Source organism: Pseudomonas ekonensis (assembly GCF_019145435.1).
In the GTDB taxonomy this organism is placed as follows: Bacteria; Pseudomonadota; Gammaproteobacteria; order Pseudomonadales; family Pseudomonadaceae; genus Aquipseudomonas; species Aquipseudomonas ekonensis.
In genome coordinates this window covers 2205684-2219600 of record NZ_JAHSTS010000002.1, presented here as the reverse complement: position 1 = coordinate 2219600, position 13917 = coordinate 2205684, and the positions used below count along the sequence as shown (strand labels likewise).

The window sequence follows — 13917 nt, the reverse complement described above, 5'->3', positions numbered from 1 at the left end:
TAACCGTTTTCAATCCATCGCCGGAACAATGTGGCTGCTTCACCCCACCCCTTCTCGTATCATCAGCGCCTTCTCATCTGGAACGAACCGTGTGAAAGCGCCAACTGGAAAAGCTCCGGCTGCCCCTGCCGGGACGAAGTGGGACGTGGGCGAGGCGGTCAATCAGCTTTCGTGGGACGACTTGCGCATCATCAAGACGCTCAGTGATTGCGGCAACCGTTCGGCGACGGCCAAGAAGCTTGGCATCAATGTCTCCACCGTTTCGCGCCGGGTCGCCCAAGTCGAGCGAACGCTGGGCATCGCGCTGTTCGATCACCGCAAATCAGGGTATCTGCTCACCGCCGAGGGTGCTGAATTGCGGGCGCTCGCCGAGCGCGTGGAGCTGGATATCGTCAGCGTCACGCGGCGTGTTTCGCGTTCGGGCCAAGACCCCCTCGGGAAACTTCGAATCACCACCAGCGACTCGTTGCTGCTGTACTTCTTCACCCCCATCATCGCGGACTTCAAGGCCCTGAACGAGGGGATCACCATCGAGGTGCTGGTGGGCAATGAAACCCTGAGCCTCGCCCGGGATGAATCGGACATCGCGATTCGGGCGACGAGAAAACCTGCAGAAAGCCTGGTGGGGCGCAAACTGGCGAACATTGCCTGGGCACCTTATTGCTGCGCCAAGCTGATGACGGCCTCACCCCTTTTCGAAGAGGGCCAGGCATGGGTGTCATACTCCGCAGCGCTTTGCGGTTTGAGGGCGACAAGCTATGTCGAAAGCAGAGTCGCTGCCGAGCGCATCGCGTACCGCACCGATTCTGTCGCAGCGGCAAGCGTTGCAATCGCGGCGGGGCTGGGATTCGGATTCCTTCCCTGCATGCTGGGCGACATAACCCCGGGGTTGGTTCGCGCAGGACCGGTGGTGCCGGAGCTTCAGGATGAGTTGTGGCTGCTGACTCACCAGGACATCCGAAAATCGTGGCGAGTCAAAGCGTTCATGACCTTCTGCGCCGCAGCCGTGGCCAGTCAAAAGCCCCTGGTCGAGGGGCAATCGCCACTCCCGGTCGCATAGGTCGAAACCGGGAGCGCGGTTCAGACGGCTCGGGCGCCAATCACGGCCTTGCACACGATCTCGATCAACTGCGGACGCTGGGCAAGTCTCGACACCCCAATGATATTGCTCGCGCACTGAGGCCGCTCAGTGCCATAGGCCGCCTTGCGCACTTTGCCGACCACCGCGAACGCGGCGTCCATGTCCAGCACATAAAGCGTTTCCTCGACCACATCCTGCATCGTTGCGCCATACAGGGCGAGCAGCTTGGAAATGTTGTCGTAAGAGACCCGCATCTGCTCTCCCATCGAAGAAAAATCACTGGGCCTGCCGTCGGCGTCCAGCGGTGCCGGGGCGACCAGATTACCTTCCTCGTCATGGTTGAACTGACCTGACACGTAGATCTCGTTTCCTACCCGCCGCGCCTGTGGATAGCCATACGCTTCCTCCCAGGAAACGCCCCAGTAGGCGGTTTGCTTGTTGAACGGTTGTGAAGCTGCCATTGCATTCTCCTGAACATGAAGGATCGGTCCGATCCGATTGGAAGGGCGAATGCTAGCAGCGCGACCGTGCGTTTGATGGCTCATAAATGAGCCGGTAGAGGCGCAAAAATGCGCCACCGACAAACGCTTTGTTTCGTTATCTTTTGCTCGTCCTCAAGCAACGGCCCTGAGGCGTGAGTGCACTCGTGGCTACGGTAATGCCTGCAACGTGCGGGATCCGAGACTTGTGCGATTGAACATCATCAAGCTGAAAGGAAACAAAAATGAACAATCCGAAAACTGAAGTCCTGACTCCGCTCAACAGCCAATTGATCTTCATCGATCAGCAGCCGCAGATGGCCTTCGGCGTTCAGAGCATCGACCGGCAAACGCTGAAGAACAATACCGTTGCCTTGGCCAAGGCAGCGAAGATTTTCAATGTCCCCACCACCTTCACCACGGTCGAGACACAAAGCTTCTCAGGTCATACCTACCCCGAGCTGCTCGCCGTGTTCCCGGACGCACCGCTGCTGGAGCGCACCTCCATGAACTCCTGGGACGATCAGAAGGTGCGCGACGCACTCAAGAAAAATGGCCGCAACAAGATCATCGTCTCCGGCTTGTGGACCGAGGTGTGCAATGCCACCTTCGCCCTCTCGGCCATGAACGATGCCGGCTATGAGATCTACATGGTTGCGGACGCCTCCGGCGGCACCACCAAAGAAGCCCACGATTACGCCATGCAGCGCATGATCCAGGCCGGCGTGGTGCCGGTCACCTGGCAGCAGGTGTTGCTGGAATGGCAACGGGACTGGAAGAACCGCGACACCTACGACGCAGTGATGGAACTGGTCAAAGAACATTCCGGTGCCTATGGCATGGGCGTCGACTACGCCTACACCATGGTGCACAAGGCACCTGAGCGCGTTCAGCACGGCCCCACCTTGGCGCCTGTCGCCGCATCTGTCTGAGCCATCGCCAGCCCCTGTTCCGGGGGCTGTTCACCGACTTGCCGAGGGGGCGCGGTCGACTGAACCGAGTCAGCGAGCCAGGCCTGGAACCTCTGGGGGTTCCAATGCCCGGCGCTGGCCGAGTCAGGCGCTCGCATCCTGTTACCTGGATTGATGGATGCGTATGAACAAGGACAACTCTACCGTGCTGGCGACGCTCACACTGGCTTCGACAGGGCAGCTCAAATCCTGGCAGATAAGAACGGCCAAACAACTGATGCTGGACAGGCTGGACACCGGCATATCAGTGACTGAGCTCGCTCAAGCATGCGCATTGTCGCGCAGTCACTTCTCTCGCATGTTCAAGAAAAGCACCCGGATGCCCCCGCAGCAATGGCTGCGTGAACAGCGGGTCATCAAGAGCAGGGAGCTGTTGAAGGCTTCCACGATGCTGCTCGCCGAGATCGCGCTGGAATGCGGCTTCTGCGATCAGGCTCACTTCTGTCGCACATTCATGAAGGCAGAAGGCATGACGCCGCTGGCTTGGCAGCAACGAGCAATCGGGCCGACGCCGGTCGTGGCTTGAGACGGTGAGGCAGCCTCAGCGCGCGGGCACACCCAAGCGGATCGAGGCGTAATCCCCTCGAAAATCAATGTGCTGCAGCTGCAGACGAATACTTAATAAATTTGCGCGCAAAATTATTGAGTGAAAATTTATCGCGCGTTGTTGATGCGCAAACAGTTGTATCCCTATCAGAGTCCCTCGAAGACATTCAAAAGTGAGGAAAGCCATGAAAGTTCTCTACACCGCAGTCGCCACCGCCACCGGTGGTCGTGACGGCCGAGCCATCTCCAGCGACAAGAATCTCGACGTGAAACTGGCCACGCCCAAGGAGTTGGGCGGTGCCGGCGGTGATGCCACCAACCCGGAGCAACTGTTTGCCGCCGGTTATTCGGCCTGCTTCATCGGAGCACTGAAGTTCGTCGCCAGCCAGAGCAAACGCAGCATTCCCGCCGATGCCTCGATCACTGCGCAGGTCGGCATCGGCCAGATCCCGGGCGGCTTCGGCCTGGACATCGACCTGAACATCAGCCTGCCGGGCCTGGAGCAATCCGATGCGCAAGCGCTGGTGGAGGCGGCCCACCACGTGTGCCCGTACTCCAACGCAACCCGTGGCAACGTCGATGTCCGTCTGCACGTCACCGTCTGACTTCCCCTCACCAGAAACAGGAGATATGAAATGAACGTCTTGACCCAAACACTGGTTGGCTCGCTCCTTGCCCTGTCGATCGGTCACGCATTCGCTGACTCTGGCGTCGAACACAACACCCAGGCATTCCTCGACGCGCTGAACTCAGGCAGCGGAAAACCCATCGAGCAGCTTTCGCCGAAGGACGCCCGCGCGGTGCTGAGCGGCGCTCAGGCCGGGGTAAAACTGACACTGCCCAAGGCGGATGTCAGCGAGAAGACCATCACCGTCGACGGCCAGGACATCCGCTTGACCATCGTGCGTCCGGCGGGCGTGAAGGGAACCTTGCCTGTGTTCATGTACTTCCACGGCGGCGGCTGGGTGCTGGGAGACTTCCCGACCCACGAACGCCTGGTGCGGGACCTGGTGGCCGGGTCGGGGGCGGCGGCGGTGTTCGTCAATTACACCCCGTCCCCTGAAGCGCACTACCCGGTGGCGATCAACCAGGCCTACGGGGCAACCAAATGGGTGGCCGAACATGGCAAGGAAATCAATGTCGACGGCAAGCGCCTGGCGGTAGCGGGCAACAGCGTCGGCGGCAACATGGCGGCCGTGGTCAGCCTGATGGCCAAGGATAAAGGTACTCCGTCCATCAAGTACCAGGTGCTGCTGTGGCCGGTGACCGACGCCAACTTCGAGACAGCGTCGTACAACCAGTACGCCGAGGGGCATTTCCTCACCAAGAACATGATGAAGTGGTTCTGGGACAACTACACCACCGACCCCAAGCAACGTGCCGAAATCTACGCCTCGCCGCTGCGCGCCACCGCTGAACAGTTGAAAGGTCTGCCGCCAGCGCTGATCCAGACCGCAAGCGCCGATGTCCTGCGCGACGAAGGGGAAGCCTACGCCCGCAAACTGGACCAAGCCGGCGTGCCCGTCACCGCGGTGCGCTACAACGGCATGATCCACGACTACGGCTTGCTCAACGTGGTCAGCCAGGTGCCGGCGGTACGCTCGGCAATGTTGCAGGCTGGCGAAGAGCTGAAGGCTCACTTGAAGTGAACCCCGTTCAAGACCGCAAAGGTATGCCATGAACGAGTAATCACCGCCGCAAACGAAAAGACCCGCCGAACAGCGGGCTTTTTTGTTTGCGGCGTAGCGTGAGGCACAAGCGGGAAAGGTGACAGATCAGTTTTCCATCACGATGAGCTTTCGAGTGATCAGGGGCATGGACAGTTAGCGCATTGACCGTGCGCGATAGGAGAGTTTCCTGAATCCCGGAAACAACAAAGCCCCTGCATTTCTGTAGGGGCTTTGTTTTGTATGGTGCCGGCACCAGGAATCGAACCCGGGACCTACTGATTACAAGGAAGATGTATTAAACATAAAAATCAATGACTTATGTGATTTTATGTTACGTGCTGTCCCCCTTCAAAACGCGGTAAATCGCGCTTCCTGAGACTGTTATTACGTTGATTCTCAAGCATGATCGACGCCCTTCTACAAATCCTTGGAAATGAAAATAGGGATTTCAGAAGTCCACTCCCCGAGCCCTTCGATATCGAGATGAAAGCGAAATTTGAACCAGCCGTCTTGTCCTTTGCTGTCGATCTGATCAATGGTTTTTACCACCCGCACGCAGCGAAGAGGTGGTGCTGGCGGCGAAATGCCGACGCTGTCCGAATAGGGAATGGCGGCCATACGAATGACTTCGAGCTTGATCAGCCGCGAGAGCCACGGAGAATCGAAGAAATCGACTGTGTACTCTCGAATTCTCGTTCCGAAGGTTGGAGCAAACCAGGATTCCCCTTGGCTCGTTGAAAGGCATGTCTTAATTTTCTGCGGAAGCGCATCGAGACCGGATACCGTGGCAATTCCCCCGTTCACGAAAAACAAATCGTGGCCGTCATTTAAGGCTAGATCCAAGGGTAGCCGGTTAACATCAGTCTTGGGAGCGCTTGCGGCGATGGGAACGCTGATTAAGCAGTTGCCCGCTGATTTTGCCCACGAAGGAGCGCTGACCAATTCCCTGCCGTCACCGAGTTCGTTGACTAACACAAATTTATCGTAGGGATTGATGACGTCGAATTGCTCAATGTAAGTGATCAGTTCGTTAAGGTCGCCGATTACAAAGTGTTCGACACGGAAGCTCCATGTTCTTTGCTCTACTGCTGCCAGTTCACCGACGAAAACAACCGAAGGGCCGACGGCGATTAAATCGAAGACTTGTGAGCCAGGGCGCAGTCCAGTCATTTCGAGCTTAATGCGTGCTTCATGCTCGATCTTCATATTTCGGAGCTTAGCAATAGGATAGGCAGAAGCATCCACATCGACGAGCCGCGCATGAATTTTGCACATCCATATGCCGTTGCTAATGTGCTTTCGTTGTGCGGAGGTCATCTGTGGATCGAATCGCGCCCCCCCAGGTGCCGCCGCGGATATGTGTGCTGCTTCTCCAATGCTTATAGATCTATCAACTTCCTCGTCGCTAGGCCCCGATGTTGCTATGCCACACCCAGTATATGAGCAGCGATAATTTGCGCGTAGCGCTAGTTTTGATTTCGTTGTTCGAGTGAAGTCGTCTCGAATTGGCTTAGCGTTCGTATCGTCAGTTGTCATGCCGCACTCTTCCGTGTGGGTGTCAATGTGCTTCCAGCTTAGCTCTCTCGCTGTCGGATCGACATTACAAGGGAGTAAATCTCTGGATGGGAGATATTTGATCAGTCTGCTGAGGGGGATACGATAGGAACGCTAAGGTCGTAAACATCCAACATCTTGGAGTCGCGATGGCCGCTGACCTCCTGCTTAACAGCCCTCGTTCCGACTGTGTCCGTGATGCCTCGCCGCTTCAGATCATGTAAAGCGAAGCGGTCGTCAGGATCAATGTTTCCATCAGCGATCGCTAACGTAATAAATCGCTGCCATGCAGTATCGAGACTCGTCTTGCGAAGCGGGCCACCGTGGCTGGCCACGATGATTGGTCGCTTGGACGCTGCGATCGGGATCGGTGTTTTCCGGCGTTCCCATGTTCTGGCGCGCAGTTCCTTGGCACCATCCCATACGGCACGGAGCCGAGGCGTCCACCGGACAATATTGTCTCGACTGCCTTTTCGCCGATTGGTGAGTATTCCCTCTGTAGTGGTCTACTAACCCCGGACACCCATTTAGGCGAGAATGCTTGCCACAGAGAGGTGTCCGATGACCAAGCAACGCCGTACCTTTACCCCTGAGTTCAAGCGCGAAGCTGCCTGCCTGGTGCTCGATCAAGGCTACAGCCATGCCGAAGCGGCCCGTTCGCTCGGCCTGGTCGAGTCGGCACTACGCCGATGGGTTAATCAGCTTCAGCAGGAGCGCGGCGGCGTTACGCCGGCCAGCAAAGCGTTGACGCCAGAGCAGCAAAAAATCCAAGAGTTGGAAGCCCGGATCACGCGCCTTGAACGCGAGAAATCGATACTAAAAAAGGCTACCGCGCTCTTGATGTCGGAAGATCTCGAGCGTACGCGCTGATCCGCCAGCTCAGCGACCATGAGCCCGTTGATTGTTTGTGCGAAGTGTTCGAAGTTACTCGCTCAAGTTACTACGCACATCGTCACAGAAGGCGAACTCCGGACGTTGAACGACTGCGGGTGCGCAGTCGAGTGAATGAGTTGTTCACGCGAGGTCGAAGTGCGCCCGGCAGCCGTACCATCATGGCAATGATGCAAGAAGAGGGTGAGCAAATCGGGCGGTTCAAGGTCCGCAGCCTGATGCGTGAGCTGGCATTGATCAGCAAGCAGCCAGGATCACATGCGTACAAAAAGGCCATAGTGGAGCGGCCAGATATTCCGAACACCTTGAACCGAGCGTTTGATGTCGAAGCGCCAAATCAGGTCTGGTGTGGAAACATCACTTACGTCTGGGCACAGGGCAAATGGCACTCTCTGGCAGTTGTCCTGGATCTCTATGCACGCAGAGTGGTTGGTTGGGCCTTATCAGAAAAGCCGGATGGAGAGCTGGTGGTCAAAGCGCTGGACGTCGCTTACGAACAACGTGGAAAGCCTCAAGGACTACTGTTCCACTCCGACCAGGGATCGCAATATGGCAGCCGTCAGTTCCGCCAGAGACTGTGGCGTTACCGCATTCGCCAGAGCATGAGCCGCCGAGGCAACTGTTGGGATAATGCACCGATGGAGCGAGTATTTCGCAGCTTGAAATCAGAGTGGATACCGACCCACGGGCTACCTGACCGGGCAGCAAGCTCAACGAGACATTGGCCAATACCTGATGAGCCACTACAACTGGATCCGGCCTCATCAGTTCAACGATGGACTGGTTCCGGCGAAAGCTGAAGAAAAACTCAAAACCGTGTCCGGGATGAGTTGACCACTACAGTCGAGCGAAGCCTCAGCCAAAATACTAATGTGTTTATAACTCCTTGTTTTTCTCTATTCGCAAAACACTTCGGTAACTAGGGTGGATCTCCCAGTCAAGATTGTCATCGAGATTAGCTTTGGTGGTTAGTAAAGTAGGTCGATCTTCGAATCGAATAAATCCTAACCCCGCCACATCCTGATCATCGCGTGCGGTGATGAATCCAATTCTGTACAAGAAATTTGCGACACCAATGACACCGCCCTCAGCATGGACACCATCGATATTAGGAAAGCCTCGAGGAGTTATTACTTTGTCGGCTAGATGGTCTAGTAACTCTTTTGTGCTGTACCGCTTTCTGCCACCACTGAAGCATTCAATTAAGTCTTCAAGCTTGGAGCACTGATGTCGATGCTCTTTGTAAAGGTCGGCAACCCTCAATTGCCCATATGGTCTCAATACTGAGTGTATATGTCCGATTGATATTTTGTCGGCGTTTTTGTTGAAGGCATCATTTCCAGCAAGCTTACAAAGCTGTGCAGCCCAGCGAGGTCTTCCAGCGGAAAGAATATGTATTGGCCGAAATGCTTCTAAGGGGCGACCAGACCATGTAAACGGTTCGTTGAAAACTAATTTTCTTATTTTGTTTCCTTCGCTTTTGGAATCTAACGAGCTAAATCTTCGATCGTCCCCGTAATAGCGCATGAAAAAACTAAGTATTTTGTTTTCAAGTATCCTGCCGGTGTCAGTAGTGCTCCACTTTAGATCGAGCATGTACTGTTCGCACTTATCAAGCGCCTCATCATGCTGAGCAAGGATAGACCATACATCGGTTCTTACGGAGGCTCTTATACACAATCCCTTAACATTATTTATGATATTTCTGCAGGCGCTAAAAAAAGTACTCACCTTGAGCCTTTCGTGCTCGGTGTTTACAAATGTGGCATCAATATCATCAATAGATAACCAAACAATCACATCTTTGTTTTCGAGAACTCTAGTTAGAACTTGTTCCGAGTTCCCAACCGGAGGCCTGACTCGGTCAACTTCTAAGCCGGCTCCTTTAACTTTAAGTCTGTCAAAGAGTGCTGATATAAGATTTCTGTTCCTGAATCCGGCAATTTCTGAACTTTCAATCAGAAGCATTGCGTCATCGGTAAAGCCTACGCGAAGCGTAGCACCAAGCTCTAAGTTTACTCGAGTACAAATTCGCTGTTGCCAGCCATATATCATTTCAGAGGAAGAGGCCCCGGGAGTGTCTTGGAGAGCGAATAGATCTGATGCTTTTACGCTAATAACTAATTCTTCAGGATTGTTTTTTTGTCGCCTATAAAGGGTCTGCTTCAACAGAGTAGATTTACCCATCCCTTTTCTTGAACGCACAAAAGCTAGTCGCTTTTGAGGTGCATAGAATTTCTCAAACTCTTGTTTATCTAAAAAATAGCTATCAAGAATTTCTTCATCTTCATCCTCGCCCGCTTCATTCCCAAATAGCTCTGGATCTGCAAGGTCTCTGAGCATTTCCTATCCTTAGTTTGCTGTGAGCATTGTGGCATCAATAGCACATCGCTACGGTCTGCGGCTACTGAAATTGAACGCAGGAAAGGTGATAGTGCAGTACTCTATTCGATGGGTTTTAAGCGGGCTTGAGCGGGTTGGGGCTCGGAAAGTCAGCACAACGACCATCCGCACAGAATAAATTTCCAACCCCCCAAAAACAACAAAGCCCCCGCATCTCTGCAGGGGCTTCACTGTGTATGGTGCGGCAGGCGTTGTCGGTAAGGGGTGCCGTTGTGCGAGCCATAAGGGTACTTTCGGTAGGTATCCTTAAAAGTACCCTTATTAGCGCTGGCTACCCTCGGAATCCGACGGAACGCCAAAACGAAAAAACCCGCCAGAAGGCGGGTTTTTCGGGGGTTCCAGAGATTTTGAAAGCTTTCTATGGAACCTTGAATGGTGCCGGCACCAGGAATCGAACCCGGGACCTACTGATTACAAGTCAGTTGCTCTACCAACTGAGCTATACCGGCGTGTGGGCGACGATTATAGCGGTTGGGCGGGTTCTGTAAACCCCTGAATTCTGACTATTTTTGCGCGGGTGGCGGATCAGGCCCGGCGCAGGAGGTTGCGCAGTTTTTGTACGGTTCGCCAGGCGCGGCTGCTCTGCAGGGCGTGCAGTTGGGCTTCGGCGTGTTCGGCGCGTTGCAGGGCGGTTTCCAGGTCGGTGTTGAGCGGGTGGGCCAGTTTGTGGCCCTTGCAGAGGCGGAAGCCGTCGAGGTTGCAGGGCGGGATGTCGAAGGCGGGTTTGAGGCTCAGGTGTTCGTTGGCCAGGAAGTAGCTGTTGAGGCCGTCGAACAGTACGTTTTGGTAGCCGGCGTCGGTCACCAGGTGTTCCCAGGTGTGGTCGCGTTCCCATGGGGTTTCGATGAGGATGATGATCGGGCGGAAGCGGCTGAAGTCCATGCCGCGCAGGACGGTTTCCTCGTGGCCTTCGACGTCGATTTTCAGGAAGTGGATCGGCCGGTCGGCGGCGTGTTCTTCGCAGATCGACGTGAGGGTGCGGGCGCTGACGGTGAGTGTCCGCACGTCCATGCCGAGGTCTTTGCGCGCCTGGGCGACGGCGGGGGCGGCGGTGGAGAGGCCGGTGTCGGGGATGCTGTAGAAGGTCAGTTCGCCCGGCTGGTCGGTGGCCACGCATTGCAGGTTGATGTCTCGCGGGCGGTGCTGGCTCAGGGCGTCGTAGAAGTCCTGCACCGGCTCGATGTTGATGCCTTGCCAACCGTGGTCGTAGAAGGATTGGGTGACGGAGTCCTGGATGGGGTCATTGGCGCCGACGTCGATGTAGAAGCCGTTTTCGCAGTGCTTGAGGGCCCGCCACAGGCGAACGTCTTCGAAATTCTCGGCGTAGGAAATAAACGTCAAAGTCGCTTCCTTTCTGTCAGGTTTTTCTTATTGGTCTGTGCGCCGCCGGAACGGAGTGACCTTGTATAGCAAGGGTGCCCGGTCGGTGCAATTGCCTGTGCCGGGCGTCCGGAATTCGGCGTTTATGTCCTTTTGATTGGGGGCTTATGCACAACGCGCCGGCTGGACAGTGCGATCAGGCGGGGTTTTGTGGACGGGTTCTCATTTGGGTCGCAAATCCCTGTTTTGCAAATTTTTTATTTATGTGAACAAAAAATGACCAGCGCTGTTTCGCCCCTGAAACATGCGCGGATATTGGATCCACGGCAAATCCATCAACAGAGTTATCCACAGGCTGCGTGGCGTCAGGGGCGTTCAGCCAGCAGCAGGAAATTGCGGGGGGTGAGCGGGGTGTCGCAGAAGGTGCCGAGCCGGACGGTGTAACCCTGTTCGCTGAGGAAAAGTGCCCGATCCAGGTTCAGCCAAAGCTCCAGCGGCCGTCGGAACAATCCGCGCAGCAATTCCAGGTTGCGAACTTCGGCCAACCGCTGCCATCCCGCCGCTTCCAGGGTCGGCCAGTCTGGCTCGCCGCTTGTGGATAACTCTTTGAGCGCGGCCAGGTCGCGGCAGTAGTCGGCGAAGGGTTTGTCCAGCCAGGCGCTGGGCAGGGACGGGGTGGGCAGGTATGAATCGACGCCGCGCAGTTGCCGTTGCCACAGGTCGAACCCCAGGCGCCGGGCCATGGAGGTGTCGCGCTGGCGGCGGACGCGTGCGCCGGCGGTGACGGTTTCGCTCATGGGCAGCGCCAGGTCTTCCAGCGACAGTTGCAGGACGGATCGCAGGCCCGGCGAGGACAACGCCTGATACTCGGTCAGACGGATCCGGTTGTAGCAGCACGGCGCGATGGCCATGTGTTTGCAGCCGGCGGCGCTGGCCAGTTGCATCAACTGCACATGCAGATCGCCGCAGGCGTGCAGGGCGACGGGGGTGTGACGACTGTTGAGGACGGCGGCGGCGTCGGCGGCCAGGACGTCCTGTTCGACGTGCAAGGCGTGGAGCTGATGACGCTGGCTCAATGCCTGTCCGCTGGCGACCAACAAAGGGTCGTATTCCACGCAGGTGAGTTGCTGGTCAGGGCCCAGCAGGCGCCGCCCCAAATGTCCTTTGCCGGAACACCAGTCCAGCCAATGCACGGGCCTGGAGGCAAACGACAAGCGACTGGCGAACGCCTCGATCTGCTGCCACTTGCGCCCCGGCACATCGACGTTGAGCCGATGGCCCGCCGCCTCCAGCGCGTGCCCCGGCAGTTCGCCCACCGCGCTCAGCTCCAGCGACAGCGCGGCCAGGGAAGCGAACGGCTCCGGCGCATTCAGCAGATCGGCAGGTTGGTTGTGGGCATTTTCCGCGTCCTCCAGCGACCGGCCGCGTAGCCAGGTGGCCAGTTCCGGGTGGGAGGTTTCCCAGGGAAGGTGCAGATGAGTGAACGGGCGGGGTTCCCACAGCGCCTGATGGGCCGTGAGAAAGGCATCCAGTGCGGTGAACCGGGCGAGGAGAGCCTCGCCCGTCAGCACGGGGGCAGCGTCAGCGCCCTTGGCAGGCATCGACGCGCAGCCAGCGTTCCAGCAGCTTGAAGCCGCGGACCAGCACGTAGGCCATGACCAGGTAGAACACGCCGGCGGCGAAGAAGATCTCCACCGGCAGGTAGGTGCGGGCGATGATCGTGCGGGCCATGCCGGTGAGTTCCAGCAGGGTCACGGTGCTGGCCAGGGCGCTGGCCTTGAGCATCAGGATCACTTCGTTGCTGTAGGCCGGCAGGCCGATGCGCGCGGCGCGCGGCAGGATGATGTAGAACAGCGCCTTGGGCTTGGACATGCCCAGGGCCCGCGCCGCTTCGATCTCGCCCGGGGGGATCGCCTGGATCGCGCCGCGCAGGATCTCGGCGATGTACGCGGCGGTGTGCAGGGTCATGGTGGCGGTGGCGCACCAGAACGGATCGCGCAGGTACGGCCACATCGAGCTGTTGCGGATCACGTCGAACTGCGCCAGGCCGTAGTACACCAGGAACAGCTGAACCAGCAGCGGCGTGCCGCGGAAAAAGAAGATGTAGGCGTAGGGCAAAGCGCGCACGTACCACAGCTTCGACGAGCGGGCGATGCCCAGCGGAATCGCCAGCAGAAGCCCGGCGATCACGGCGATGGCCACCAGCTCCAGGGTCAGGGTCGCGCCCTGAGCCAGTTTCGGCAGCCACTTGATGATGACGTCCCAGTTCATTGAGCGCTCCTCGCGAAGCCGCGTGCGGCGCGTTTTTCCAGGAAGTGCATGCCGACCATCGCCAGCACCGTCAGGCCCAGGTACATGAACGCGGCCACCATGTAGAAGGTGAACGGCTGTTTGGAGACGGTCACGCCGATCTGCGCGTGACGCATGATTTCTTCCAGGCCGATCACCGACACCAGCGCGGTGTCCTTCATCAGGATCATGAACAGGTTGCCCAGGCCCGGCAGGGCGATGCGCCACATCTGCGGCATGATCAGCCTGGTGAAGATCCGCCATTTCGACAGGCCCAGGGCCACGCCGGCCTCACGGTGGCCCTTGGGGATGGCGAGGATCGCGCCGCGGAACACTTCCGTGGCGTAGGCGCCGAAGCACAGGCCCAGGGCGATGACGCCGGCGGCGAAGGCGCTGAGCTCAAGTTCCGGGTTGCCGAAGTATTCGCCCAGGGCGCGCATGGCGTTGACGGTGCCGAAGTAGATCAGCAGCACCCAGAGCAGTTCCGGGACGCCGCGCACCAGGGTCGAGTAGGTGCTGCCCAGCCATTGCAGGGGCTTGTACGGGGACGTCTTGGCCAAGGCGCCGAGCAGGCCGAGCACCAGCCCCAGGCACAGGGCCGAGAGCGCCAGTTTGACGGTCATCAGCGCGCCGGCGGCGAGCGCCGGGCCGAATCCGTAGAGATCGATAATCATGGAATTCTTTTCAAATCGCGGCAGGCAAGGCCGGGGACC

Annotated in this window: 12 protein-coding genes, 1 tRNA gene and 2 pseudogenes; 6 read left to right on the top strand and 9 right to left on the bottom strand. The window is 57.5% G+C overall.

All coding sequences use genetic code 11. The annotated features are described in order from the left end of the window. Nucleotides 1-145 precede the first annotated feature (145 nt). Nucleotides 146-1060, top strand: coding sequence for a LysR family transcriptional regulator (locus KVG96_RS23055; RefSeq protein ID WP_367617496.1), 915 nt, complete (start codon nt 146-148; stop codon nt 1058-1060). Nucleotides 1061-1080: 20 nt separating this feature from the next. Here the strand turns inward: KVG96_RS23055 and KVG96_RS23050 are convergent, their stop codons facing one another. Continuing rightward, nucleotides 1081-1542 carry a RidA family protein gene (locus KVG96_RS23050; RefSeq protein ID WP_217894076.1) on the bottom strand — a complete coding sequence of 154 codons (462 nt, stop codon included), beginning with the start codon at nt 1540-1542 and terminating at the stop codon, nt 1081-1083. A 263-nt stretch (nt 1543-1805) separates the two neighbouring features. On the opposite strand from KVG96_RS23050, the gene KVG96_RS23045 reads away from it, so the two are divergent. The 4 genes from KVG96_RS23045 (at nt 1806) to KVG96_RS23030 (ending at nt 4726) form a co-directional block, all read left to right on the top strand. After that, on the top strand, nt 1806-2492 hold the full coding sequence (locus KVG96_RS23045) for a hydrolase (protein ID WP_217894075.1): 687 nt from the start codon (nt 1806-1808) through the stop codon (nt 2490-2492). A 163-nt stretch (nt 2493-2655) separates the two neighbouring features. Then, the gene (locus KVG96_RS23040) at nt 2656-3057 is read left to right on the top strand and encodes a helix-turn-helix domain-containing protein (RefSeq protein ID WP_217894074.1); all 402 of its coding nucleotides are present in this window, start codon (nt 2656-2658) and stop codon (nt 3055-3057) included. Between the two features lie 205 nt (nt 3058-3262). After that, on the top strand, nt 3263-3682 hold the full coding sequence (locus KVG96_RS23035) for an organic hydroperoxide resistance protein (RefSeq protein WP_217894073.1): 420 nt from the start codon (nt 3263-3265) through the stop codon (nt 3680-3682). A 30-nt stretch (nt 3683-3712) separates the two neighbouring features. After that, entirely contained in the window at nt 3713-4726 is a 1014-nt protein-coding gene (locus tag KVG96_RS23030; protein ID WP_217894072.1) for an alpha/beta hydrolase, read from the top strand. Between the two features lie 438 nt (nt 4727-5164). Here the strand turns inward: KVG96_RS23030 and KVG96_RS23025 are convergent, their stop codons facing one another. Beyond that, nucleotides 5165-6064, bottom strand: coding sequence for a GPW/gp25 family protein (locus KVG96_RS23025; protein ID WP_217894071.1), 900 nt, complete (start codon nt 6062-6064; stop codon nt 5165-5167). Nucleotides 6065-6384: 320 nt separating this feature from the next. Further along, a pseudogene (locus KVG96_RS27580) lies at nt 6385-6798 on the bottom strand (site-specific integrase); the annotation flags it as partial. Nucleotides 6799-6862: 64 nt separating this feature from the next. Here KVG96_RS27580 and KVG96_RS23020 point away from each other — a divergent pair. Continuing rightward, nucleotides 6863-8026: pseudogene (locus KVG96_RS23020) on the top strand (IS3 family transposase). Nucleotides 8027-8068: 42 nt separating this feature from the next. Here KVG96_RS23020 and KVG96_RS23015 read toward each other — a convergent pair. From KVG96_RS23015 to KVG96_RS22990, 6 genes are all read right to left on the bottom strand, one after another. Continuing rightward, nucleotides 8069-9535 (bottom strand): P-loop ATPase, Sll1717 family, encoded by a 1467-nt coding sequence (locus KVG96_RS23015; RefSeq protein WP_217894070.1) that lies wholly within the window; start codon nt 9533-9535, stop codon nt 8069-8071. Nucleotides 9536-9968: 433 nt separating this feature from the next. Beyond that, nucleotides 9969-10044: transfer RNA gene (locus KVG96_RS23010), tRNA-Thr, on the bottom strand. A 76-nt stretch (nt 10045-10120) separates the two neighbouring features. After that, complete coding sequence (locus KVG96_RS23005) at nt 10121-10936, bottom strand: FkbM family methyltransferase (RefSeq protein WP_217894069.1); 816 nt, start codon at nt 10934-10936, stop codon at nt 10121-10123. 344 nt (nt 10937-11280) lie between these two features. Further along, nucleotides 11281-12516 carry a methyltransferase gene (locus tag KVG96_RS23000; protein ID WP_217894068.1) on the bottom strand — a complete coding sequence of 412 codons (1236 nt, stop codon included), beginning with the start codon at nt 12514-12516 and terminating at the stop codon, nt 11281-11283. Then, the gene (locus KVG96_RS22995; protein WP_085581876.1) at nt 12497-13186 is read right to left on the bottom strand and encodes an ABC transporter permease; all 690 of its coding nucleotides are present in this window, start codon (nt 13184-13186) and stop codon (nt 12497-12499) included. The genes KVG96_RS23000 and KVG96_RS22995 overlap by 20 nt, the downstream gene beginning before the upstream one ends. Further along, entirely contained in the window at nt 13183-13878 is a 696-nt protein-coding gene (locus KVG96_RS22990) for an ABC transporter permease (RefSeq protein WP_217894067.1), read from the bottom strand. Before KVG96_RS22990 ends, KVG96_RS22995 begins: the two co-directional genes overlap by 4 nt. Nucleotides 13879-13917 lie beyond the last annotated feature (39 nt).